At 49.1% G+C, this 23,977-nt stretch carries 26 protein-coding genes; 18 read left to right on the forward strand and 8 right to left on the reverse strand.

Annotated features, from left to right (window positions below):
• Positions 1-867: 867 nt before the first annotated feature.
• The 3 genes from J4760_RS00580 to J4760_RS00590 all read left to right on the forward strand — a co-directional run bounded on the left by J4760_RS00580 (position 868) and on the right by J4760_RS00590 (position 5,200).
• Positions 868-2,070: a M20 metallopeptidase family protein gene (locus J4760_RS00580; RefSeq protein ID WP_370637512.1), complete on the forward strand. Its 1,203-nt coding sequence runs from the start codon at positions 868-870 to the stop codon at positions 2,068-2,070.
• The gene (locus tag J4760_RS00585) at positions 2,063-3,460 is read left to right on the forward strand and encodes a YfcC family protein (protein WP_237604457.1); all 1,398 of its coding nucleotides are present in this window, start codon (positions 2,063-2,065) and stop codon (positions 3,458-3,460) included. The genes J4760_RS00580 and J4760_RS00585 overlap by 8 nt, the downstream gene beginning before the upstream one ends.
• A gap of 129 nt (positions 3,461-3,589) precedes the next feature.
• Complete coding sequence (locus J4760_RS00590; RefSeq protein ID WP_145284898.1) at positions 3,590-5,200, forward strand: SLC13 family permease; 1,611 nt, start codon at positions 3,590-3,592, stop codon at positions 5,198-5,200.
• 251 nt (positions 5,201-5,451) lie between these two features.
• On the opposite strand, the gene J4760_RS13235 is transcribed toward J4760_RS00590, so the two are convergent.
• Positions 5,452-5,574, reverse strand: a complete 123-nt coding sequence (locus J4760_RS13235) for a hypothetical protein (protein ID WP_255695205.1) — start codon at positions 5,572-5,574, stop codon at positions 5,452-5,454.
• 104 nt (positions 5,575-5,678) lie between these two features.
• On the opposite strand from J4760_RS13235, the gene J4760_RS00595 reads away from it, so the two are divergent.
• The gene (locus J4760_RS00595) at positions 5,679-7,103 is read left to right on the forward strand and encodes an APC family permease (RefSeq protein WP_237604458.1); all 1,425 of its coding nucleotides are present in this window, start codon (positions 5,679-5,681) and stop codon (positions 7,101-7,103) included.
• Between the two features lie 152 nt (positions 7,104-7,255).
• The gene (locus J4760_RS00600) at positions 7,256-7,975 is read left to right on the forward strand and encodes a hypothetical protein (RefSeq protein ID WP_237604459.1); all 720 of its coding nucleotides are present in this window, start codon (positions 7,256-7,258) and stop codon (positions 7,973-7,975) included.
• A gap of 34 nt (positions 7,976-8,009) precedes the next feature.
• Here J4760_RS00600 and J4760_RS00605 read toward each other — a convergent pair whose 3' ends face one another.
• The 3 genes from J4760_RS00605 to J4760_RS00615 form a co-directional block, all read right to left on the reverse strand.
• A complete protein-coding gene (locus tag J4760_RS00605; RefSeq protein ID WP_145284907.1) occupies positions 8,010-8,279 on the reverse strand; it encodes a hypothetical protein in 270 nt (89 codons plus the stop codon).
• Between the two features lie 108 nt (positions 8,280-8,387).
• Entirely contained in the window at positions 8,388-8,570 is a 183-nt protein-coding gene (locus J4760_RS00610; protein ID WP_145284910.1) for a CsbD family protein, read from the reverse strand.
• A gap of 69 nt (positions 8,571-8,639) precedes the next feature.
• Positions 8,640-8,834, reverse strand: a complete 195-nt coding sequence (locus J4760_RS00615; RefSeq protein WP_237604460.1) for a hypothetical protein — start codon at positions 8,832-8,834, stop codon at positions 8,640-8,642.
• Positions 8,835-8,931: 97 nt separating this feature from the next.
• Here J4760_RS00615 and J4760_RS00620 point away from each other — a divergent pair, with 97 nt between their 5' ends.
• Positions 8,932-9,375, forward strand: a complete 444-nt coding sequence (locus J4760_RS00620; protein ID WP_237604461.1) for a hypothetical protein — start codon at positions 8,932-8,934, stop codon at positions 9,373-9,375.
• A 56-nt stretch (positions 9,376-9,431) separates the two neighbouring features.
• Here the strand turns inward: J4760_RS00620 and J4760_RS00625 are convergent, their stop codons facing one another.
• Complete coding sequence (locus tag J4760_RS00625; RefSeq protein WP_237604462.1) at positions 9,432-9,671, reverse strand: hypothetical protein; 240 nt, start codon at positions 9,669-9,671, stop codon at positions 9,432-9,434.
• Positions 9,672-9,817: 146 nt separating this feature from the next.
• Between J4760_RS00625 and J4760_RS00630 the strand changes: the two genes are divergently transcribed.
• The gene (locus J4760_RS00630) at positions 9,818-10,330 is read left to right on the forward strand and encodes a type 1 glutamine amidotransferase domain-containing protein (protein ID WP_145284920.1); all 513 of its coding nucleotides are present in this window, start codon (positions 9,818-9,820) and stop codon (positions 10,328-10,330) included.
• Positions 10,331-10,674: 344 nt separating this feature from the next.
• Here J4760_RS00630 and J4760_RS00635 read toward each other — a convergent pair whose 3' ends face one another.
• Positions 10,675-11,418 carry an immunoglobulin-like domain-containing protein gene (locus tag J4760_RS00635; RefSeq protein ID WP_237604463.1) on the reverse strand — a complete coding sequence of 248 codons (744 nt, stop codon included), beginning with the start codon at positions 11,416-11,418 and terminating at the stop codon, positions 10,675-10,677.
• Between the two features lie 2 nt (positions 11,419-11,420).
• Entirely contained in the window at positions 11,421-11,831 is a 411-nt protein-coding gene (locus J4760_RS00640; RefSeq protein ID WP_237604464.1) for an RrF2 family transcriptional regulator, read from the reverse strand.
• A 181-nt stretch (positions 11,832-12,012) separates the two neighbouring features.
• Here J4760_RS00640 and J4760_RS00645 point away from each other — a divergent pair, with 181 nt between their 5' ends.
• The 4 genes from J4760_RS00645 (at position 12,013) to J4760_RS00660 (ending at position 15,877) form a co-directional block, all read left to right on the forward strand.
• Positions 12,013-13,149, forward strand: coding sequence for a globin domain-containing protein (locus J4760_RS00645; RefSeq protein WP_237604465.1), 1,137 nt, complete (start codon positions 12,013-12,015; stop codon positions 13,147-13,149).
• Between the two features lie 187 nt (positions 13,150-13,336).
• Complete coding sequence (locus J4760_RS00650; RefSeq protein WP_237604466.1) at positions 13,337-13,747, forward strand: hypothetical protein; 411 nt, start codon at positions 13,337-13,339, stop codon at positions 13,745-13,747.
• 91 nt (positions 13,748-13,838) lie between these two features.
• Positions 13,839-14,795, forward strand: a complete 957-nt coding sequence (locus J4760_RS00655; RefSeq protein ID WP_237604467.1) for a calcium/sodium antiporter — start codon at positions 13,839-13,841, stop codon at positions 14,793-14,795.
• Between the two features lie 110 nt (positions 14,796-14,905).
• Entirely contained in the window at positions 14,906-15,877 is a 972-nt protein-coding gene (locus J4760_RS00660) for a nuclease-related domain-containing protein (protein WP_237604468.1), read from the forward strand.
• 182 nt (positions 15,878-16,059) lie between these two features.
• Here J4760_RS00660 and J4760_RS00665 read toward each other — a convergent pair whose 3' ends face one another.
• Positions 16,060-16,911, reverse strand: coding sequence for a bifunctional 5,10-methylenetetrahydrofolate dehydrogenase/5,10-methenyltetrahydrofolate cyclohydrolase (locus J4760_RS00665; RefSeq protein ID WP_145284936.1), 852 nt, complete (start codon positions 16,909-16,911; stop codon positions 16,060-16,062).
• A gap of 282 nt (positions 16,912-17,193) precedes the next feature.
• Here J4760_RS00665 and purE point away from each other — a divergent pair, with 282 nt between their 5' ends.
• The 7 genes from purE to purF are packed head-to-tail and all read left to right on the forward strand — an operon-like array spanning position 17,194 to position 23,977.
• Complete coding sequence (purE, locus tag J4760_RS00670; protein ID WP_237604469.1) at positions 17,194-17,676, forward strand: 5-(carboxyamino)imidazole ribonucleotide mutase; 483 nt, start codon at positions 17,194-17,196, stop codon at positions 17,674-17,676.
• The gene (gene purK, locus J4760_RS00675) at positions 17,663-18,784 is read left to right on the forward strand and encodes a 5-(carboxyamino)imidazole ribonucleotide synthase (protein WP_237604470.1); all 1,122 of its coding nucleotides are present in this window, start codon (positions 17,663-17,665) and stop codon (positions 18,782-18,784) included. The genes purE and purK overlap by 14 nt, the downstream gene beginning before the upstream one ends.
• The gene (purC, locus tag J4760_RS00680) at positions 18,781-19,485 is read left to right on the forward strand and encodes a phosphoribosylaminoimidazolesuccinocarboxamide synthase (RefSeq protein ID WP_237604471.1); all 705 of its coding nucleotides are present in this window, start codon (positions 18,781-18,783) and stop codon (positions 19,483-19,485) included. The genes purK and purC overlap by 4 nt, the downstream gene beginning before the upstream one ends.
• Positions 19,485-19,742 (forward strand): phosphoribosylformylglycinamidine synthase subunit PurS, encoded by a 258-nt coding sequence (gene purS / locus J4760_RS00685; RefSeq protein WP_237604472.1) that lies wholly within the window; start codon positions 19,485-19,487, stop codon positions 19,740-19,742. The genes purC and purS overlap by 1 nt, the downstream gene beginning before the upstream one ends.
• The gene (purQ, locus tag J4760_RS00690; RefSeq protein ID WP_237604473.1) at positions 19,742-20,419 is read left to right on the forward strand and encodes a phosphoribosylformylglycinamidine synthase subunit PurQ; all 678 of its coding nucleotides are present in this window, start codon (positions 19,742-19,744) and stop codon (positions 20,417-20,419) included. Before purS ends, purQ begins: the two co-directional genes overlap by 1 nt.
• Positions 20,403-22,580 (forward strand): phosphoribosylformylglycinamidine synthase subunit PurL, encoded by a 2,178-nt coding sequence (purL, locus tag J4760_RS00695; protein WP_237604474.1) that lies wholly within the window; start codon positions 20,403-20,405, stop codon positions 22,578-22,580. Before purQ ends, purL begins: the two co-directional genes overlap by 17 nt.
• Positions 22,559-23,977 carry an amidophosphoribosyltransferase gene (gene purF / locus J4760_RS00700; protein WP_237604475.1) on the forward strand — a complete coding sequence of 473 codons (1,419 nt, stop codon included), beginning with the start codon at positions 22,559-22,561 and terminating at the stop codon, positions 23,975-23,977. The genes purL and purF overlap by 22 nt, the downstream gene beginning before the upstream one ends.

Consider the following 23,977-nt stretch of genomic DNA (forward strand, 5'->3'; position numbering starts at 1 on the left):
AGATAATCGAACACCGTGTCTGCGCTATCATATATGGAAATGACATGGAGGTCTTTCTGGGTACATTCAATATTATACATATAAAATGCATATTAGAATTATTTTCAATATATCCGATAGCAAGTTCTGGTAGAGGGATGAGGATTAATTTCATATTTTTAGAATGTAATTCTGTATATTAATGTAATAATTTCAAGCTTTCAGAATATTTTATAAATTATTGTTGTATATCCATTGCCATCGTACTATAATGATATCAAGCTACTGCAGAAGCATGTTGAACAGACATCTGATTAAGGGAAATATTGAAAGTATTCTACACCTTTATGATTATTAATTGAAGTTCCAGACCAATCGGGAGGAGGCAGGTTCAAGGGTGCAGGGAGCTTCATTCTAATAATAAATGCTGCGAGATAGATAGATGTGCAGTGTCCCACACGAAATCTTATGGAAGTTGCGCGACAATACGGTACTCATGATTTTTTATGTATTGGAAATTGGACACATATGGAGCCAGCTGCACCTTGGTCGGGACCATTTCTGGTTAGGCGGCTGGTTCTGAGCCACTTAAGGGTTTGTTTTTCGTTGAGAAAAATAGGTAATTGGAAGATATGAATGAAATATATCAGCGCAGGTATTTAGATTATCTCCGCCCTCATGATGGAACTGTGGTCTCATCCACACTGCGGTTCCTGCTGTGAAATAGGAGAAGTGCACCTCGAATGTGAGAGAGAGATAACATTCGAGGTGTTTTTTCGTGTTTCAATTACTCGGATTTCCACGTATTCAGTGATGGGAAGTAAGATCTTCCCTTTTTATTTATGTATTTTTATGTAATAATGTGCATATGATAAAAATTGAAGGATGATGACTTTGCAGAAGGTACTATTTGAACAGCTCGAGAATCTACTGCCCGAAATGATCAAGATGCGCAGGCATCTGCATATGTACCCAGAACTTTCTTTCAAGGAGCAGTTTACACCGGAGTACGTGTGCCAGCACCTTGAATCTCTCGGAATCGAATACAGGATGAACGTTGGTGGCAATGGTGTCGTCGGTACTTTGAAAGGGGGCCGCCCGGGTCCGACGGTGGCACTGCGCGCAGACTTCGACGCCCTGCCGATACAGGATGAAAAGGACGTCCCCTACAGATCGACCATTGATGGTGTCAGCCATGCATGTGGACATGATATACATACGGCTGCCCTGATGGCAGTGGAAACGGTACTTTCCGGTGTAAAAGAGGAACTGGCAGGAACAGTCGTTTTTATTCATCAGTTTGCTGAGGAACTGCCGCCGGGCGGAGCCCAGCTGATGATTGCAGATGGTTGTCTTAAAGGAGTGGATCATGTGTATGGCGCCCATGTATGGGCGGATGATGACTATGGCACCATTGGTTTCAAGCCGGGCAGCATGATGGCAGGCGGGGACAACTTTGAAATTACCATACAGGGGAAGGGTGGCCATGGGGCTATGCCGCATACGACGGTGGATCCGCTTGTGACCATGAGCCAGCTGGTCGTCAATCTGCAGCAGGTTGTCAGCCGCAAGATGGATCCGGGCGGAGCGAATGTCCTTACAATCGGCAAGTTCCACAGCGGAGAGGCGATGAATGTCATTCCGGATACTGCATACATTTCCGGTACAACAAGAAGTTTCGAAGTGGACACAATGAAGGAGATGGAGAGGTGGATCCGCCAGATCAGCGGAATGACGGCCGCTCAGAACGGAGCGACAGCAGAAATCGAGTTTACATACGGCTGTGACCCACTGATCAATAGTGAAGCGGAGACGGTTCAGCTGAAATCTCTTGCCGAAGACTATATGCCCGATGTGACTGTCATGGACAAGCAGGCCATGATGACGTCTGAGGACTTTGCATACTATTTGCAGCAAGTACGGGGGTGCTTTTTCTTCGTCGGCGGGCGCAATCCGGAGATTGATGCCATCTACCCGCACCATCATCCGAAATTCGATGTGGACGAGCGTTCGATGGTCCATATCGGCAAAGTCTTTGTGCTTGCCGTACTGCATCATATGAAATGTCTGGAGGAAGAGAATAATGAATGATGATCATACACGTAAGAAGCGTTTTGAAATGCCGGATACATATGTCATATTGTTCCTCGTACTGGTCGCGACGGCAATTGCGACATATTTCGTGCCGGCGGGCGCCTATGAAAGGGAGACGGTGGACGGTGTGGAGCGCGTCGTCTCCGGTACATTCGCAAGTGCACCACAGAACCCGGTCGGCTTCATGGATGTATTCCTTGCGCTGCAGACCGGCATGATCGATTCAGCCGGACTTATTTTCCTTGTACTTTTCGCCGGCGGCATGTTCGAAGTCGTCGAACGATCCGGTGCCATCACAGGTGGCATCATGAGCGCAGTGGACAGAATGCGTGGCCGGGAATTCATGCTCATCGCCGTCATTTCCGTGCTGTTTGCACTTGGTGGTGCCACAGGTGCCGTTGCCAACTCTGTCATTCCGTTTGTCGCCATCGGTGTCATGCTGGCCCGTGCATTGAAACTGGATGCCATTGTTGCCGTGGCCATTACATTCGGGGCAACGTTCATCGGCTTTGGTGCAGGCTTCCTGAATCCTTATACGGTGGGCATCGCCCATGCGATTGCCGAGCTGCCGCTGTTCTCGGGCATGCTGTTCCGCATCATCACATTCATTGTGCTGGTCGGTGTGACAATCTGGTATACATGGATGTACGCCAGACGCATCATGAAAGACCCTTCCCGCAGCCTGATGGGCATCCTCCAGGATGAAGCGGATGGCACAGAAATCGAGAAAGCACCGTTCACCTTGAGGCACAAGCTCATCCTGGGCTGGGTGGCGCTGGCACTTGCATTCTTCGTCTTTGCGGTCATCCGGTTCCAATGGACGACCAATCACATGGCTGCCTTCTTCATCATCATCGGCCTTGTTTCAGGCATCATTGCCGGAATGAACTACAATACGCTGACACTTACATTTCTTGAAGGGTGCAAGAACCTGGTCTATGGTGCACTGATCATCGGAGTCGCCCGTGCGGTACTTGTCGTCATGGAGCAGGCGAGCATACTCGATACCATCGTCCAGGCGCTGTCCGTACCGTTAAGCACCTTGTCACCTGTGCTTGCAGCAATCGGCATGTTCATTGCGAACACCATCTTCAACTTCTTTGTCCCGTCAGGCAGTGGCCAGGCGGCGATCATCATGCCGATCCAGACACCGCTTGCCGACATGGTTGGTGTGACGCGGCAGGTCGCAGTACAGGCATACCAGTTCGGGGATGGCTTCTCCAACAGCATCTTCCCGACGTCCGGACCTCTGATGGCAAGCCTTGCAGTTGCTGGTGTGCCATGGATCAAATGGGCGAAATGGCTGCTCCCGCTGTTCCTCATCTGGTCGGTCATTGCCATGATCATCCTCGGAATCGGTGTCATGATCAATTGGGGACCTTTATAGCATATCGAACGGCGTCTGAATGACGTCGTTTTTATTTTTTCTAAAAATACAGAAAGATATGGCACACTTGCCATAAATATGGTATCTTCTAATCTAGTAAACAGAAAGCGTTTTCCAGGAGGGGAAGTCATGAGTGGTTCAAAATTAAAACAGTCTTACAGGAATTTATGGCGTGAGTCCAGACGGACGAAGTCGATGCTGAAATTTTTCAGCGCAGAAGCGGCAAAAGAGCAGGCCATGAAAGGGAAGGACGATGAACCACCGGCAACACCATACAACCGTAGACAATTCATCGGACTGATTCTCGGTCCATTGCTGTTTGTTCTGACATTGCTGTTTTTGAATGCGGATGGTCTGGATCAGGCGGGCGTATTTGTTGTTGCTTCGACATTATGGATTGCAACGTGGTGGATTACGGAAGCCATTCCGATTCCTGCCACATCTCTGCTGCCATTGTTCCTCTTTCCGCTCGGTGGTGTCATGGACAGTGATACGACAACCAGTGCATACGGGAATGATATCATCTTCCTGTTTCTTGGCGGATTCCTGATTGCACTGGCGATGGAGAGATGGAACCTGCACACGCGTATTGCGCTGACCATCATCAGTGCCATCGGAACGACAACAGCGACGATTCTTCTTGGTTTCATGATTGCGACAGGGTTCCTGTCGATGTTCGTCAGCAACACGGCAGCCGTCATGATCATGATACCGATTGGTATGGCGATCATCAACGAAGCGCATGCCATGACGAAAAATGATCTTGAAAACGACTTGATGAAGTTTGAAAAGTCACTGGTCCTTGGTATCGGCTACGCGGGTACCATCGGTGGTCTCGGTACACTGATCGGGACGCCGCCTTTGATCATCATGGCAGGCCAGATGCAGGAGCTCTTCAATATCGAGATGAGCTTTGCCCAATGGATGCTGTTCGGTGTGCCGATTGTCATCCTGTTCCTCGCAATTGCCTGGGCATACATGAACTTCTTCGGTTTCAAGCACGGCATGAAGGAACTGCCGGGTGGCCGCAAGATCATCAACAGTGAACTTGAAAAGCTCGGCAGGATTACAAGGGAAGAAATTCTCGTCCTGCTTGTCTTCATATTTGCTGCATTCATGTGGGTGACACGTGGATTCATCTGGAGCAACATTGAACTGACAAGCATGCTGACAGATGGCTCGATTGCGATGATCGCTTCAGTGATCCTGTTCCTGCTGCCGACACGGAGAAAACCTGGGCGCATCCTCGACTGGTCTGTCGCCCGTGATCTTCCGTGGGGTGTCCTGCTCCTGTTCGGAGGCGGTCTTGCACTTGCAGCGGCCATTGTTGAGACGGGTGTTGACCAGTGGATCGGTGATCTGCTGACGACTGTTGAAGGCATACACATCATCCTCATCATTTCAATCGTCGCACTGGCCATCCTGTTCCTGACAGAAATCACTTCCAATACAGCGACAGCAACGATGATCCTGCCAGTACTTGCAGGACTGACGATTGCACTTGAAGTGCATCCGCTGACATTGATGGTGCCGGCTGCCATGGCTGCCAACTGTGCATTCATGCTGCCTGTAGGTACACCGCCGAACGCAATTGTCTTCGGTACCGGCAAGATCAGCATCCAGGAGATGGCGAAGGCCGGCTTTGCATTGAATATCATTGCCGTCGTACTGATCGTCTCGTTTGTGTATCTTCTGATGCCGTTCATTTTTGGTATCGAACTGATGAACTTCAGCCAATAGAACGTTAATAATGCCCCCGCCTAATTGAAGACGGGGGCATTATTCGTGCTGTGTTATTCTGCTGCATCTTCAAAATGGCCCAGAGGGACGACATGGACATTTGTGTCCTGGGTGCCGATAAAACCTTTGCCATCCACAACTACAGGGGGCGCACGGACTTCATTTCCCGTTTCAAATGCTGTATATACGAGTGGCTCATGGTCGGAATCGGTGACTGCATTCTTATTCGGGCCGTGGCGGTACTGCGTCCATTATTTTGCACCGAACGCTTCTGATCGACTTTTTTCAACCGCAGCATCCTGTGCGTCCGAGCAGGCACCGAGGAAGATGATGCCGGTCAATATGCAAGTTTTCATCATTTCTGGAAATTCCATGATATCCTTCTGCAGTATTATGGATTAAAAACTGTATTTTACGTTTGAAGCCTGGTCTGTTAGGCTATATTTTAGAAAAGAAAAAAGAGGAGCGTCAATTCCTAATGGAAAACCAAATATCTAATGTAGAACGTACGGAGCTTGACAATACCATGTCCAAGCGGTTCATCTGGGCCATCGCATACGGCTCAAGCATCGGTTGGGGGGCTTTTATTCTTCCTGGTGACTGGCTGCTTTCTTCCGGCACGCTTGGATCGACACTCGGTATTACGATCGGTGGTATTCTGATGCTGATCATCGCAGTTGCCTACGGGGGACTGACAACACAGTTTCCTGTATCAGGTGGGGAATTTGCTTTCAGTTATGTCGGTTTTGGAAAATATGTCAGCTTCATCGCTTCTTGGTTCCTTGCGCTGGGTTACATATGTGTTGTTGCACTTAATGCGAGTGCATTCAGTCTGCTTTTCAAATTCGTTCTGCCGGACTTCCTTGAAGTCGGCTATCTCTATACAATTGCGGGCTGGGATGTCTATATTATGGAAGTCGTTCTGTCATCACTCGTTCTGATCCTCTTCGCTTTCATATCAATACGTGGCAGCGGGCTGTCTGGCAATCTGCAGTTCCTGTTCTGCCTGTTCATGGCCATTGTAGTCACCATCCTGTTCGTGTGGTCATTCCTCACAGGAGAATTCACACTGGCGAATGCGGAACCGCTGTTCAACAGTGAAAATGGCATCTGGACATCCATCATTCTGATTGTTGCAGTTGCACCGTGGATGTATGTCGGTTTCGACAATATTCCACAGGCGGCAGAAGAATTCAATTTCAGCCCGGATAAGACTTTCAAGCTGATTGTATTCGGCATCATTGCCTCCATCATCACCTATGTTCTGATGATTCTTGTCACTTCATGGGTTTACCCGGATGAGCAGTCGATAGATGGTGCATTATGGGTAACGGGCTCCGTCGTACAATCGTCAATGGGGGCACTTGGCATGACCATTCTTGCAATGGCAATCTCATTCGGTGTATTTACAGGGCTGAACGGATTCTATATGTCATCCTCAAGACTGTTGTTCGCATTGGGACGTGCCCGCTTCATTCCTTCAATATTTATGAAGCTCGGCAAGAATAAAACACCTTATGTATCAGTACTCTTCATCATGGCAGTTTGCCTTGTCGCACCATGGCTCGGCCGTACCGCACTCAGCTGGATTGTCGACATGTCATCAACTGGCGTATCCGTTGCATTCCTGATCACCAGCCTGGTTGCCGTCAAGTTCTTCAGACAGAAGGAACACTATAACATGGTCTATGTCGTGTTCGGTGTCATGGGCGCGCTGATCTCGGTTGTATTCCTGGTACTGCTTCTCTATCCAGGATCGCCAGCATCCCTCAGTGTGCCATCGTACATTGCGCTTGGTGCATGGATCATACTCGGAGCAATCTTCTTCATGACACAGTTCAGAAAAATCAATTCAATGTCAAAAGAAGAGCTGGACTACCTGATTCTCAATAAAGATAAATAGATGGTGAGACAGAGCTTCCATGCATATTGCATGGAAGCTCTCTTCTGATCCTCGCATTATAAAACGCTTTCTTCTTTTCTGAATATTACAGTTATGTTACAATAAGTTCGTTATATTACGAGTGCATAACTTGAGTATAGGGAGACAACAAAGTGAAACCGATAATCTTAATATTCGCTGTGGCGCTGCTTGCAGCATGTGGCACTGAAACAGAACAATATGCCGGTTTTGAGGACCTGACTTCCGAAAGGCCATATATAGACACGATGAAACATCAGAATATACAACTGAGCTCTGCAATCAATCAGCCGGGGAAAAGAACTTATGCAAATAGCGACAGTGTGGCATCTGCAGTCCCCGATTCCGATATGGATACTGTCAGCATGGATTATACAGAACAGGAGGCTGTGCAGCTTGAAGATATGACACAGCAGGTGGAACATATCAAACAGGATGTGACAAGCATCTGGAAGAACCAGTTTACACCCATGTATAACCAGTTTCTATGGAATGGACTGGAAAAGGAAAAGGCGGCAGAAAACCTTGAGTTGCTGCACGAGTCATACGGCCAGCTCGAGGCGGAGCTGGACAGCTTGAAGACACCAGATTTCATGGACGAAGAACATGGGAAGGTGCTTGAGCAGCTGAAAGATGATCTTTATCTGGCGATATCAAACCGGACGCTTGCATTGATTGAATTCAAACTGATGAACGAGGATGAAGAGTATACAATGAACGAAGCAATGCTTGATATCCATCTTCAGAACAGCAGCAAGTATTTAAGCAGTGCAGATGAGTCACTGGATAGGCTTGAAGTCATTGAATCCGGAGCGGAGAGGCCGGATGATAAATTTGTAGTCGTCGAGAAATAGAAAAAAGGTGGATTCATATGAATCCACCTTTTCTTTATCTATTCGGGTGACTGCCGTCATTACCTTTATCGTTATGGTCGTCACCTGCACGCGTTGTGGTGTCTTCCTGAGTCACTTCACGGTCCGGCGTGCTTTTTTCAGTGCTATCATCATTGTTTCCGAAACGGTCGACTACCTGGTCACCTTTTTCCTTGACGCTGTCCCAAGTGTCTTTGACGCTCTTATTATTGCTGCCGTCACCGCTCTTGAAATTGTTCACTGCATCTTTTGCTTTATCAAATAGTCCTTTATTATTCTCTGCCATTGTTGACATCTCCTTTCTAATGTTGCCTATACCATATGGCTACCTTTCACTTGGAAAGGTTAAACATGAAATGAGTAGTTCATGCTTGTCACTTTCCAATCAGGTCCACTACTTTCTGTTGTTGAAAGCATCGTCGGCTTTATTTTTCACATCATTGGCTGCATCTTTGATCTTGCCTTCTGTTTCCTGGCGCTTGCCTTCTTCTTTCGTCTTATCATCATTCATCATGTTGCCGGCGGCCTTTTTCGCCTTGCCCATGAACTGATCCTTCTTGCTGGTATCTTTACTCATAGTGCTCACCTCATTTAATTTATTTTTCTCTATAATTGGTTTTTCCCGTCCGGCTTCCTGTTTAAACGTCTAGCGGTTTCCGCTGTCGTGCCGGTTATCGTGGAAGACACTCTTATCGGTCTCCTCGTCCGTATAGAAGTCTTTCCGCTTCTTATTGATGTCGGAAAGGACATCTTCCATGGAGTCGTCTTTCGAATCGCGCTGCCCCAGTTTATCTTCGGATGATTCTTCGAACATTCTATCCGTCTTATCCTTTTTTACCATCAGACAATCGCTCCTTCCTTTTTTAAAACTGTACCCGTCGTGAAACAGTGTGAAACACCGCTGCACCGGGTAGAAGCCATTAAGGAGGCATCGATATATGTATGCAATCAATGGTAGGTTCAATCGTACATTCAGGGATTTTGAACTGTATAGGCAGCTCGGCATAGTGAGTGTCACGACAACGCGCTTCAAGGAGAATCTGATGAAAATGAAGCCCGGGGAGCAGTTTGCACTCTACAGCAGTGGCAATGGCTGGCTCGGGGTCGGTCGTGTGGTGGAGTCTGCAGTTCCTTTCGGGGAGTTTGAAATGCGCCAGGGCGGTCGCCTGATCGACTATGACCAGTATCCGTTCAAGGAGATAGGGCGGATCAATCCTCATTTCGCCAAGGAGGAATACGTCATGCGGGTCGAATGGCTGGGGCTGGTCTCTTCGCTTGAAGAAGCGGTCGACTTTGGCACTTTCGATTCGAAAGATCCGGTCATGCTGCTTGATGAGACGCAGAAGGATGCAGTCATGGACGTGTTCAACGTTAGAAAATGAAAAAATCCCCTGCAGCCGGAGGTTCGTCCGGTGGCAGGGGATGCGTTTGTTCTATATTATGAAGCTTTCTGTGCGAGCAGAGTTTCTCCCGCGTCAGTCAGTTCGATATTGCTGTAGTAGAAGTCGTAGTCGAAAGGTGTCAATGTAATCAGGCCTTTTTGCTCCATCAGTTTCATATGGAAATCGACCGTACGGATATCGTATTCTGCCATGCTCGTATTCGGGTAGGGGAAGAGCTGATGCTTGACGTTGTATAGAATTTTATATTCCAGATTCTTATCGTATGAATAATGCATATGATCACTCCTGATAATATAGTATAGGAACGTTTGTTCTGTTTGTCAATGGCATTTATTCATAATAAATTTGTTGATGATGTTTGAAATGAAGTCATATGTGGAACACTATCTATGTAACGATATTCAAGAAGGAGTGATTGATTTTGACTAAGAAAGTCGCTGTAATCATGACCAACATGGTAGAAGACATCGAATATACAAGCCCGGTAGAGGCACTTCGGAATGAAGGCCACGAAATAGAAGTCATCGCACCTGAAGCAGGTGAAATAGAAGGCAAGCAAGGTGGCAAATTCACAGCAGATAAAAGTATTTCAGACGTAAGCCCAGAAGACTACGATGCAGTATTCGTGCCTGGCGGATTCTCCCCAGACCTCTTGCGTTCCGACGAGGAAGGCCGTTTCGGTAAATTCGCAAAACACTTCCTCGAACAGGACAAGCCGACATTCGCAATTTGTCACGGACCGCAAGTTCTGATCGATACGGATCTACTGAAAGACCGTAACATCACTGGTTTCACATCAGTAAGAAAAGACTTGGAAAATGCAGGTGCCAAAGTGCATGATAAATCTGTTGTTGTATGCAGCAATCTTGTATCCAGCCGTAATCCGGACGATCTTGAAGACTTCAACCGTGAAATCACAGCACAACTTGCCTAGCAGATGAGTTTGTAAGCCAAAACCTCTTGGGGTTTTGGCTTTTTTTGTGTGGGGCGGAGTCGGTGATGATATGGCATAGACTGTCTTTCACGCGTCCGACGAGTGACAATTGGGCGTCCAACTGACGTTCGTGCGTCCGGCGAGTGACAATTAGGCGTCCAACTGACGTTCGCGCGCCTGGCGAGTGACAACTAGACGTCCAACTGACGTTCGTGCATCCGGCGAGTGACAATTAGGCGTCCAACTGACGTTCGTGCATTCGGCGAGTGATAATTAATTCTTCCAACTCCAGATTCAGACATATAAAAAAGCCGCAATTCCAATAAGGAGGCGGCTTTGCATCTTTATTCTACTGTAATGGTGCGGGCCTTGGCGTGTGGATCTCCGAAATGATCGAAAACTGCGTAGGCAATTGTGTATTCGCCAGGTGTACTGGTATCGACTTCGCCTGAAATGTAGGCGCGGTGTGTAATATCACTGCCGTCGACATCGATGATTTCGACGTCTTCCTTCGGATTGAATTCTTCACCTTGCTGGATGGTGATGTCTTCAAGGCCGATGAACGTGATGGCTGAACTCGCAGATTCTTCATCGGAATCTTCCGAGCCACCTTCAAGTTCTGCTTCTGTCGGTGGAATCATCGGTACGGGATCACTCGGTGCATTGGTCACCTCGATGGCGCGTCTATATTCGTACCATCTGTTGCTGGAGTCTTCGACGCGGTACTCGACTGTATAGGATCCGGGCTCGCTTGTATCCACGTTGTCTGAAATGACTTCAATGTTTTCCGTCAGATCTCCATCCTGACTATCGATGGCGTAGACACCTTCCAACGGATTGAAGGTATCGCCGACCTGGACGTTGAAGGCGCCGGTATCTTTGATGATCGGATTGCTGCCGCCATGAGCAGCAATCTCTTCCTCCATCGTCGGACCTTCGTAATCGGCATATTTGGAATCGCCCTCAGTGCTGGATTCGGAATCGGATATGTTCACCTGGCTGATCTGCGTGTCGAGCAGTTCGCCGGTGATCGGAGCGGCAGGCAGCAGAGCTGCCATGATTTTTATTACTGTGCTTGAGTTCATCATGGTCACCTCAACATTGCTTTAGGAATAATGTCTTTCAATGTATATTTATCGAGCACTTCAAAGTATGCGTCAAGTGCGTCGTTCAGTACGAATCTCAGGCCGCACACAGGTGTAAGTACACACTGGTTGCCTTCAGAGAAGCATTCGGCCATATGAAAGTTGTCTTCCGTATGCCGGACGACTTCGCCGATATTGATTGCTTCTGCCTTATAGTTTAGCATAATCCCGCCCCCACGACCACGGACGGTTGTAATATATCCGAGTTTGGAAAGGTTATGGACAACTTTTGTCAGATGATTTTTAGATATGTTATAGAAATTTGCAATCTCATCAATCTGAATCTTTTCTTCCTCCCGCATTCCGAGATACATCAGAACCCTCAAGGAATAGTCCGTATATAATGTAAGTTTCAATGGAATCAACTCCTTCATATGATTATACACGCATTTCATTTTTATATAAATAAAGTGCTCTCCTTAAAATTGTTATGTGAACATATTGTGAATTTAAACACAAAAGGTTGTAATTTATATTTCAAAAGATTAAGATAAAGATGTATTAAATATATATTTTTTAATTGAAGGGGTTATTCAAATGATTACGGAAGCTAAAAAAGATGTTATCAAAGCCACAATCCCAGTACTCGAAGCACATGGAACTGAAATCACAACAACATTCTATCAGAACATGTTCGTAGCACACCCTGAACTTCTCAACATCTTCAACCAGACAAACCAGAAAGTCGGCAATCAGCCGAAGGCGCTGGCGATGACAGTACTTGCAGCCGCCAAGCACATCGACAATCTGGAAGCCATTGTGCCGCATGTGGTCGGCATCGCCCATAAGCACCGTGCCCTTGAAATCAAACCGGAACACTATCCGATCGTCGGCAAGCATCTTCTCGAAGGCATACAGGAAGTGCTCGGTGATCAGGCAACACCTGAAATCATCGATGCCTGGGGCGACTACTACAATCAGATCGCCCAAGTATTCATCGATGTGGAGCAGGATATGTACCAGAGTGCAGCCTGGGATGGCTTCAGACCATTCACTGTCAAAAAGAAAGAATTCATGACGCCAGACATCGTCAGATTTACAGTGGATTCCGATGAAGTGGACAAGTCGTTTACAGCTGGACAGTACATTACTGTAAAAGTGAAACCGGCTGACTATCCATATGAAGCGCTGCGCCACTATTCCATCTGTTCAAATAAAACAGTGGATGGCATCACGTTCGCTGTGAAGCGTGAAGGTACCGACGATACGAAAGGTGTCGTATCCAACTACATGCACGACGAAATTGAAGTGGGAGATGCACTATTCCTATCTGCACCTGCAGGCGACTTCAAAGTCGATGAGGATCACAGCAGCCTGCTGTTCATCGCGGGAGGTGTCGGCGCTACACCTGTCATGGCCATGGCAGAAGAAGCCATCGCAAAAGGCAATGATGTGAAGTTCCTCTACAGCGCCATCAACGAAACGCACCTGCCATTCAAGGATCAGTTTGAGACTCTTGAAGCGGAAGGTGCAGATATCAGAATCAAATTCAGCGAATCTGAGGGCTATCTGAACCGTGAGGATTTCGTGGGCAACGAAGATCGTGAAATCTACATCTGTGGCTCCATGGTGTTCATGAATGCAATGATTACTGAACTCAATGAGATGGGCGTTGACGATTCCCGCATCCACTTCGAGCCATTCGGTCCGAAGATGAGCCTGCAGAAAGTCTAGAAATACATCCTCCGCAATTTCATATGCAATCCATGTACACATCTGTCCGGGCCAGGTGTGTGCATTTTTTATGGGACAATGGAATGAAAATATTTTCATACAAGCAATGGATGGCGTAATATAATGATTGCAAAGAGGTAATTTTAAAATCTGATCGTTTCATTTCAGGAGAACCGGAGGCATTTTAATGGAGAGAAAATGGGGAATCAATTTTATCAGAGTGGCGTCCTTGTTCGGTCTGCTCGGCGTTTTCATCGGGTCGCAGATGGCAGGTGAAGTCGACTACAGCATCCGTCCGATCCATACCCATGTATTGCTGGTCGGCTGGCTGTCCATGTTTGCATGGGGCATCTTCTACAGCATATACCGTGTGAAGAGCAGAATACTTGTACATATTCATGGCGTAATGGGCATGGTCGGCGCCATCATGCTGACGAGCGGCATGTACTTCTACATGCTCAACCCATTCAATTTCAATGAGACATTCACAACAGTCTACTTCATTGTCGGCGGCAGCGTACTGCTCATCGCCTTCCTACTTTTCATCATTGTGACATTTTTTGTCGAAAAGGACGGGCGTAGCGACCAGAATTGGTAATTCCGCTCAGCTAAAGAATTTTTTGTGTTTGAGTTGATTTTTAAGGGAATGTACTGTCTATAACAACTATATGGAAAGTGAGTTGAAACCTTTGGAATATATTCTTCTGATCGTCGGCTTCGTACTGCTGATCAAGGGTGCTGATTATTTTGTTGAAGGAGCATCCAACATTGCGGTGAAACTCAATGTGTCGCCACTCCTCGTCGGCTTGACGATTGTGGCGATAGGCACCAGCTCGCCGGAAGCGACAGTTGCCATTCTGGCAGCAATCGATGGGAGTTCCGGCGTTGTCCTCGGTAATGTCATCGGAAGTAACATTGTGAACATAACTGTCGTTGTCGGTCTTACTGCGCTGATCGCACCACTGACCGTACAGAGTGAAACCGTGCGCAAGGAAATTCCTTTTGCACTGCTTGCGGCAATTGTAATGATGATACTGATGGTGGATATTGCACTTCAGAGCGGTGGAGAAAATATCATCACCCGTGGCGATGGTCTGATCATCCTGCTGTTCTTCGCAGTATTTCTATACTATGTATTCGAGATGGCACGTAAAAACCGTTCGAACAATGTAGAAGAAGTGAACACGGATGTCGGTGAATCGTGGCTGAAAAACATTCTTTTCACAATTGGCGGGCTGGTCGCAATCATCATCGGCGGAGAAATGGTCGTCAGCAGCGCCACTGAAATCGCACTGGCGCTCGGCATGAGTGAAGCACTGGTCGGGCTGACAATTGTCGCTGTGGGCACATCCCTGCCTGAAATCATGACTTCTGTAACAGCAGCCATGAAAGGGAAGGGCGACATGGCAATCGGTAACGTCGTCGGCAGTAACATTTTCAACATCCTGTTTGTAACAGGTACTGCAGCGACCGTCGCACCGATCGCTGCCGAATCCAAGCTGTTCTTCGATGGCTGGGTGATGGTTGCATTGACTGTACTGCTGCTGATCTTCTCACGAACGCATTTCAAGATCGGACGAAAAGAAGGGGCTGTACTGCTTGTAGCATATGTCGCTTATCTGATCTATATCATCATAAGAAACTAGTATAAAATTGCGATAGTTAATTTATTGATTCGAATTATATTAATTATCTACATCTAAAAAAAATCAAAATGCCTCTTTTCCACCATATATAGGAAAGGAGGTTTTTTATTATGCATAAAAGAAGAAAAACGATTGAACACCAGTGGCTGGAACTCATGGATATCAGAGGGGGGCTGTCTACAGAAGACCAGCGCAGGCTGGAGGCGCTTGAAATCGGATATGAAGGGGAATGCACATTCGATTTCTGGATGGAACGGTATGGTGATGAACAATGGCGTGTGTACCGGGATATATGGATTGATGCCGGCGGGCCGACGCAGGTGGATACGATGGTGGTGACAGAAACGGGGGTCTTCATTTTCGATGTGAAGAACTACTCCGGGGACTACGCCTATCTCAATGGCAGGTGGTCCGTCAATGGACGCCCCATCATCAAGGATATCTTTGTACAGCTGAAGCGGTCGATGGAGAAGGTGCATCTCATGCTGCGGCAGATCGATTTATCCCTGCAGGCGGAAGGATTGATTGTTTTCATCAATGAGCACTTTACTTTTGAATCGGAAGCGGGTATCGATGAAAGATTCGTGATGCGTCATACTTTGAAGAAGCACCTGCAGACGATGGATGAGGGGAGTGTAGTGATGCGGATGCCGATCGATATGCTGTGTCGCCGGATTGAGTCTTATTTTATAGACAATCCATATCCGGCACCCGCATGCGACGATGATGCATATTCAAGACTGAAGAAAGGCGTCCGGTGTGCTGGCTGCGGCGGTTTCCGGCACATGGTGATGAGATATCATCTGAAGTGTTTGGGGTGTGGAAATAAAGAAGCCAAAGAACATGCAGTTCTAAGGTCCATCTGTGAATATGGCGTGCTGCGTAATGATAGGAACCTCCGAGTTAGAAATATTATTCATTTTGTGGATAATATTGTGTCTGAAAGGTACGTTCGTTTTTTACTGGCTAAACATTTTGAGGCAATATCAAGAGGCAAGCACGCCGCTTACAAAAATATGAGGCAAGTATGGGAATACTGTGATATTAATGTCACGAGCAAGTACAAAGATAGGAAAATTTGATAAATTTTAAGTCCAACTGACGTTCGTGCATCCGACGAGTGACAATTAGGCGTCCAATTGACGTTCGTGCGCCCGACGAGTGACAATTAGGTGTCTCATCGCTCAACATCCCCGCATAAACTCAAAAACCCCGGATTCCAACCGACTGCAATTACGCAATCAGATGAAATCCGGGGTTTCTCCTATTCAAGCCCGTTATGCCATTTGGCAGCGAGCAGTGTATTGTTGAGGACCATCGTAATGGTCATGGGGCCGACGCCGCCGGGCACCGGGGTGATGTAGCTGGCGACTGCCTTGGCGGATTCGAAGTCGACGTCTCCGACGAGTTTTTCGTCGACGACGCTATTGCCGACATCGACGACGATGGCGCCTTCCTTCAGATGCATCCCGGTAACGAGTCCGGGTGCCCCGACGGCACTGATGACGACGTCAAAGTGTTTCAGTTTATCAATCATGCCCTGTGTCCGGGAGTGCATCAACGTAACAGTTGCATGGGCATCAGTGAGCAACTTGGCGACGGGCTGGCCGACGATGTGGGAGCGTCCGATGACTGCGACGTCCTTTCCTTCCAGTGGTCCGGTGTGCTTGAGCAGTTCCATGATGCCGAGTGGTGTACACGGTACAAAAGTGCGTTGGCCGGTGTAGAGTCGACCGATGTTCGTCGGGTGGAAACCGTCAACATCTTTATGTGGGGCAATCGCTTCGAGCACTTTCTCTTCGCTGATCTGCTCAGGCAGCGGCACCTGGACGAGAATGCCATTGACGGTGTCATCGTTGTTCAGTCGTTCGATCGTATCGAGCAGTTCCGTTTCCGCAACATCTGCATCCAGATGGATGATGCCGGAAGACATGCCGATCTTCTCGGCCGCCTTGTTTTTTGAGCGGACGTAGCTCAACGAAGCGCCATCGTTTCCAACGATGACCACTGTCAGATTCGGGGTGATGCCCTGAGCTTTCAACTTCTCGACTTCTTCCGCGAGACCTGCGCGATAGGCCTTCGCAATTTCCCTGCCGTTCAAAAGTTCTGCTGTCATTTAAAAACGCCTCCTGAATGATATTCCATTTCCATTATCCATGACTTTGCTTCAAATCTCCATTTTCAAGCAGAATAAACACCATACGTATTCGACTTCGTAAAGCCGTTTAACCCACATAATACCGTATGTTTATTTAAAAAAGCAACCTGAATGATAACAAAATACAAACTATATAATATAAATAAATAAAAACGTTCGCTTTTAGGTTGATTATCCATATCCAAATTGTTAAGCTATACATGAGGAAAAAACATCTGAATGCAGAGAGGGTATTTATTCATGACAGTTGGAATTATTATGGGCAGTTCTTCGGACTGGCTGACGATGAAGCATGCATGCGATATGCTGGATACTTTTTCGGTCCCCTATGAGAAAAAAGTGGTGAGTGCCCATCGTACACCGGAGATGATGATGGATTATGCAAAAACGGCACATGAACGCGGTATCAAGGTGATCATCGCAGGTGCAGGGGGCGCTGCACACCTGCCTGGAATGGTGGCATCGATGACAAACGTACCGGTCATCGGCGTACCGATTGAATCGAAGGCGCTGCAAGGTCTTGATTCACTCCTGTCAATCGTCCAGATGCCTGGCGGCATACCGGTTGCTACGACGGCGATCGGCAAGGCAGGCAGCACGAATGCCGGCATACTGGCGGCAAGGATGCTGGCCGTGGGCGATTCCGGGCTGTACGAAAAACTTGAAGCATACACGACATCATTGGAAGAGAAAGTGGAGGCGATGCAGAATGACCTCAATTAGACTGGGTGGCACAATCGGTATCATCGGCGGCGGACAGCTCGGTAAGATGCTGGCGCAGAGCGCGCTCAGGATGGGCTATAGAGTTGCCATTCTGGATCCTTCTGAAGATGCACCGGCACGCAGCACATGCCATACATTCATCCATGCAGCCTTCAGCGATTTTGATGCACTGAAGCAGCTATGCGAACAATCCGACGTCGTCACCTACGAATTTGAAAATATAGACGCACACATTCTGCGCACACTCGTCAACGACTATCATGTGCCGCAAGGTGCCGAAACGGTCCTGACACTTCAGAACCGTGATCTTGAAAAGACGGCGATCCGGAATTCCGGAGCCGATGTCGTTCCTTACGAAAAGCTTGCAGGCAAAGCTCAACTCGAACAGTTCATCGAAAGCCATCAGCTCCCCGTCATCGTCAAGACGTCGACAGGCGGATACGACGGCAAGGGCCAGGTGCTGATCGAGACAGAAGCCGAACTCGACACACTCGACATTCCATTTGATGAAGCGGAATGGGTGGTGGAGAAATATCTGCAGCTCGAACGGGAAGTGTCACTGACCGTTGCACGCAGCGTCAGCGGCCAGGTCGTCTATTTTCCACTGCAGGAGAATCTGCATAAGGATCAGATACTCTACCGTACGATTGCACCGGCGCGTGTCGACTATATGGAAGAGGCGAAAACAGCAGTCGACAAGATCATGGCTGCGATGCACTTTGTTGGTGTATTCACGGTCGAGTGCTTCATCGACCAGGACGGCAAGCTCTACGTCAATGAGATTGCACCGAGACCACACAACTCGGCACACCATACGATCGAGTCATGCAGCATCAGCCAGTTCGACGCACACATTCTGGCGATTCTCGACCATCCGATGCCCGAAGTCCATCAGCATCAGCCTGCGGTCATGATGAACCTGCTTGGTGATGACCTCGATCGCCTTGAAGAGAAGCTTTTCACCGAACCCGACTGGCATGTCCACGTCTACGGCAAGACAGGGCGCAAGCCTGCCCGCAAGATGGGACATGTTACTGTACTGACTGATGATCTGGACACTACGCTTGACCAGCTCGAGCAAAAATTTATCAAGGGAGTCGAAGTATGATGCTGTTATATGAAGGCAAGGCAAAAAGGGTCTACCGTACAGAGGCGGAGGATGTCTACCGCATCGAATATAAGGATGAAGTGACGGCAGGCAATGGGGAGAAGCATGATTTCCTTACAGGCAAGGGCAGGCTCAACAACCTGATCTCCTCCGATATCTTCCAGTATATGGCCGATCATGGTGTCGCTTCCCATTTCATCGAGCGCATCAGCGAAACGGAACAGCTCGTCCGTTCGGTCGAAATCATTCCGCTTGAAGTGGTCGTCCGCAACTATGCATCCGGCAGCATCGTCAAACGTCTCGGACTCGAGCCCTATCAGCTGATGACACCCCCACTCGTCGAATTCTACTATAAGAAGGACGAATTGAACGATCCGATTCTGACGGACGCGCATGTGGAGATGCTCGGACTCGCAACACCTGATGAAATCGAAGCACTGAAATCAGCTGCTTTGAAAATAAATGGTGTCCTCAGCCGGATGATGGAAGAGATGCAGCTGTCGCTCATCGACTTCAAAGTAGAGTTCGGCAAGGACAAGGCCGGCAGCATCGTTCTCGCAGATGAGATTTCCCCGGATACGTGCCGCATCGTCGACATGGAGACGAAAGAGAACTTCGATAAGGATGTATACCGCAACAGCACCGGCTCGCTGCTCGATACGTACAGTGAATTCTATAACAAGATGGAGGCCCTTAAATAATGAAAAAAGTAGAACTGATCGTTACATTGAAACCGCAGGTACTGGATACGCAGGGTGAAGCACTGAATCGCGCGGTGCACGAACTGGATCATGACGAAATCAATAACATCCGCGTCGGCAAGGTGCTTTATTTCGACATCGACGAGACGGATGACGCGAAGATCGATGAGAGTGTGCGCCTGCTGTCGGAGAAACTGTTCACCAATACAGTCATCGAGACGTACTCATACAAGGTGCTCGAAGAGGTGTCCCAGTAATGAAGTTTGCAGTCATCAGATTTCCAGGGTCCAACTGTGACAGAGATATGCTGAACGCAATCGTCAAGGCGGGCGGCGAAGCGGAATACGTCGACTACCGTGAAACAACGCTCTCCGGCTTCGACGGCGTACTTATTCCGGGCGGCTTTTCATTCGGCGACTACTTGAGGAGCGGCGCGATGGCAAGTGTGGCACCGATCACAGCGGCCATCAAAGAAGTGGCGGCAGATAATAAGCCGGTGCTCGGCGTATGCAATGGATTCCAGATTCTTACCGAAATCGGCCTCCTGCCGGGTGCGCTCATCTTCAACGATACACATACTTTCATTTCACGCAATGAGACGCTGACGATTACAAATAACGACACACCATTTACAAGCGAGTACGAAGAAGGGGAAACGGTCGTCTACCCGGTGGCGCATGGAGAAGGGCACTACTACTGTGACGACGAAACGTACCAGCAGCTCGTAGCCAACAACCAGATTGTACTGACGTACAACGATAACCCGAACGGATCAAGAAATGACATCGCCGGCATCATCAATGAAAACGGCAATGTCCTCGGTATGATGCCGCATCCGGAGCGCGCACTGGAAGCACTGCTCGGCAGCGACAACGGCATGAGACTTTTCGCAAGAATGACGGAATGGGAGGCAGAACATGATTACATTCACTGAGCCGAACGAACAGGTGATAAAAGAAGAAAAACTGTATGCCGATATGGGGCTCTCCGACAAGGAGTATGACAAGGTCGTCGAAATTCTCGGCAGACAGCCGAACTATACGGAAACCGGCATCTTTTCGGTCATGTGGAGTGAGCACTGCTCCTATAAGCACTCGAAGCCTTTCCTGACACAGTTCCCGACAACCGGCGAACATGTACTGATGGGACCGGGCGAGGGTGCAGGCGTTGTGGATATCGGCGATAATCAGGCAGTCGTGTTCAAAGTGGAATCCCACAACCACCCATCTGCTGTCGAACCCTACCAGGGTGCAGCAACGGGCGTTGGCGGCATCATCCGCGACATCGTCTCGATTGGTGCACGTCCGATCGGTCTCTTGAACTCACTGCGTTTCGGTGAACTTTCAGAAGCGAACAATCGCCGTCTGCTCAGAGGTGTCGTTGCCGGCATCGGCGGCTACGGCAACTGCATCGGCATCCCGACCGTCTCCGGTGAAGTCGAGTTCGACCGCTCCTATGACGGTAACCCGCTCGTCAACGCAATGTGTGTCGGCATCATCGATCATGACAAGATCCAGAAGGGGACGGCGAAAGGCATCGGCAATAAAGTCATCTACGTCGGTCTGAAAACAGGGCGCGACGGCATTCACGGTGCGACTTTCGCATCAGAGGAACTGACGGAGGAATCCGAGTCCAAGCGTCCATCCGTACAGATCGGTGATCCATTCACAGGCAAGAAGCTGATGGAGGCGACACTCGAAGCAATCCAGCAGCCGGAACTCGTCGGCATCCAGGATATGGGCGCAGCCGGTCTGACATCTTCAAGTGCTGAAATGGCAGCTAAAGGCGAGTCCGGTATTGCGCTGCATCTCGATCAGGTACCGGTCAGGGAAGCCGGCATCACACCTTACGAAATGATGCTGTCGGAAACACAGGAACGCATGCTGCTCGTCGTCAAGGACGGTACAGAAGATAAGTTCCTGTCGATGTTCGAAGACTTCGAGCTCGATGCAGCAGTCATCGGAGAAGTGACCGATACCGACCGTCTTGAGCTTTTCTTCCACGGCGAAAAATATGCGGACATTCCGGTTCAGCCGCTATCCGACGAAGCACCGGTCTACATTCTGGAAGGCGCGGCACCGGCAATAGACGACACAGCGCATCATTATGGAGATCAGGATCTGAACATCGTCTTCGATGCATTGATCGGCCACCCGACACACGGTTCGAAACGCTATATATATGAACAGTATGACAATCAGGTCGGCGCGAACACGGTACAGAAATCCGGTTTCGGTTCCGGCATCGTGCGTGTCGAAGGGACGGACAAGGCGATTGCGATGGCCATCGACGGCAAGAGCCGCTACGTCTATGCCGACCCGTTGAATGGCGGCAAGGAAGCAGTGGCCCAGACTTTCCGCAGCATCATTTCCACCGGTGCGGTTCCACTGGCGATGACGGACTGCCTGAACTACGGCAGCCCGGAAAAACCGGAAATCTATCATCAGCTGGGCGAATCGACACGCGGTATGGCTGAAGCATGTGCCGCGCTGTCGACACCGGTCGTATCCGGAAACGTCAGTCTGTACAATGAATCGAAAGGCACCATCCTGCCGACCCCGGTCATCGGCATGGTCGGCCTGATCGAGGATGTCAACTTCATGGCCGATCTCAAAGTCGAATCAGGCGACGCCGTCTACCTCGTCGGCGAGACGGAAAAGGCATTCGCCGGCAGCCAGATCGAGAAGCTGATCGACAATGATATCAGAAAGCAGACACGCCATATCGACCTTGAACTGGAATATGCGCGCGGCATGGACCTGCGCGAGCGTCTCATCAATAAAGAAGTGAAGAAGATTGCACCGGTCGGTCGTGGCGGCATCGCCATCAAACTGGCACAGCTCTCAGCGTTCCACCAGCTCGGCATCGACGCGACACTTGACCTCGACGGTGAAGATCTTTTTGCAGAGAATGCGTCCCGCTATATCGTGATTGCACCTTCCGGCCAGAATATCACGGACGGAAAAGAAATCGGCAGACTGACGGATGAAGAGTTCCATATCGCAGCACGTGATCTTACAATCGACAGAAGCATTGAAACGATTTCAAGTATTTGGGAAGGGGCAATTCCACAATGTATGACATCCGTGGACTAAATGAAGAATGTGGCGTGTTCGGAATCTTCAACCATCCACAAGCCAGTGAACTGACCTATATTGCACTGCACAGCCTGCAGCACCGCGGGCAGGAAGGTGCAGGCATCGTCTGCTCCAATGGTGAATACCTGTTCGGCGCACGCGGCATGGGTCTTCTGACGGAAGCACTGTCGAAGGAGCAGCTCATGTCACTTGATACGTTTCCGCATGCCATCGGACACGTCCGCTATGCGACAACAGGCGGCAGTGAACTGTCGAACGTCCAGCCGTTCCTGTTCAAAAGCCACAAGGGCGACCTTGGCCTTGCCCACAACGGCAACCTCGTCAATGCACTGAGCGTACGCGAAGCACTTGAGGATGACGGTGCCATTTTCCAGACATCCTCGGACTCCGAAGTACTGGCTCACCTGATCCGTAAAAATAAAAGCCCGGACAAAAAGCAGCGCATCAAGACGGCCTTGCGCCAATTGAAGGGTGCCTTTGCATTCGTCATCCTGGACGAGGATTCACTGACAATCGCACTCGATGACCATGGTGTCCGTCCGCTCATGCTCGGCATGGTGGATGATGCGTATTGCGTCGCCAGCGAAACGTGTGCGTTTACGGCAATTGGTGCCGAGTACATTCGCGATATCGAACCCGGTGAACTGATCACGCTGAATGAGCAGGGCATCGAATTCGACCACTACACGGATGTGTCGAAACCGAATCTGTGCTCGATGGAATACATCTATTTCGCCCGTGCGGATTCCGAATTTCGCGGCACATCGACGTACACGATCCGCAAATCGCTCGGCCAGCAGCTGGCACGCGAGATGGATATCGAGGCCGATATCGTCATCGGTGTACCGGACTCGAGCCTTGCAGCGGCGAAAGGGTTCTCGGAAGCATCCGGCATACCGCAGGAGCAGGGTCTGATCAAGAACCGCTACGTCGGCCGGACATTCATATCGAAAGGTCAGGAGGCGCGGGAGCGTGCGGTACGCATGAAGCTGTCGCCTGTACGGGATGTTGTGGAAGGCAAGCGGGTCATCGTCATCGATGACTCCATCGTGCGGGGCACGACGAGCCGCTTCATCGTCAAGGCACTGAAAAAAGCAGGGGCGAAGGAAGTGCATATGGGCGTCTCCTCACCACCGCTCAAAAACCCGTGCTTCTATGGCATCGATGTATCGACCCATGCAGAAATCATTGCTTCGACAAAGTCGACAGAGGAGATTCGTGACGAAATTGGTGCGGACTCACTGAACTACCTTTCCGTCGATGCGATGCACGATGTGTACTATTCCTATGGCTCGAAAGGCCAGTGCGATGCCTGCTTCACAGGCAATTATCCAATTGAAATCATCGATCGTCTCCTCCCGCAGGAGAAGGATCTGAAAACGAAAGGGGTCTGA

The sequence above is a fragment of the Salinicoccus sp. ID82-1 genome, assembly GCF_021991715.1.
Taxonomy (GTDB): domain Bacteria; phylum Bacillota; class Bacilli; order Staphylococcales; family Salinicoccaceae; genus Salinicoccus; species Salinicoccus cyprini.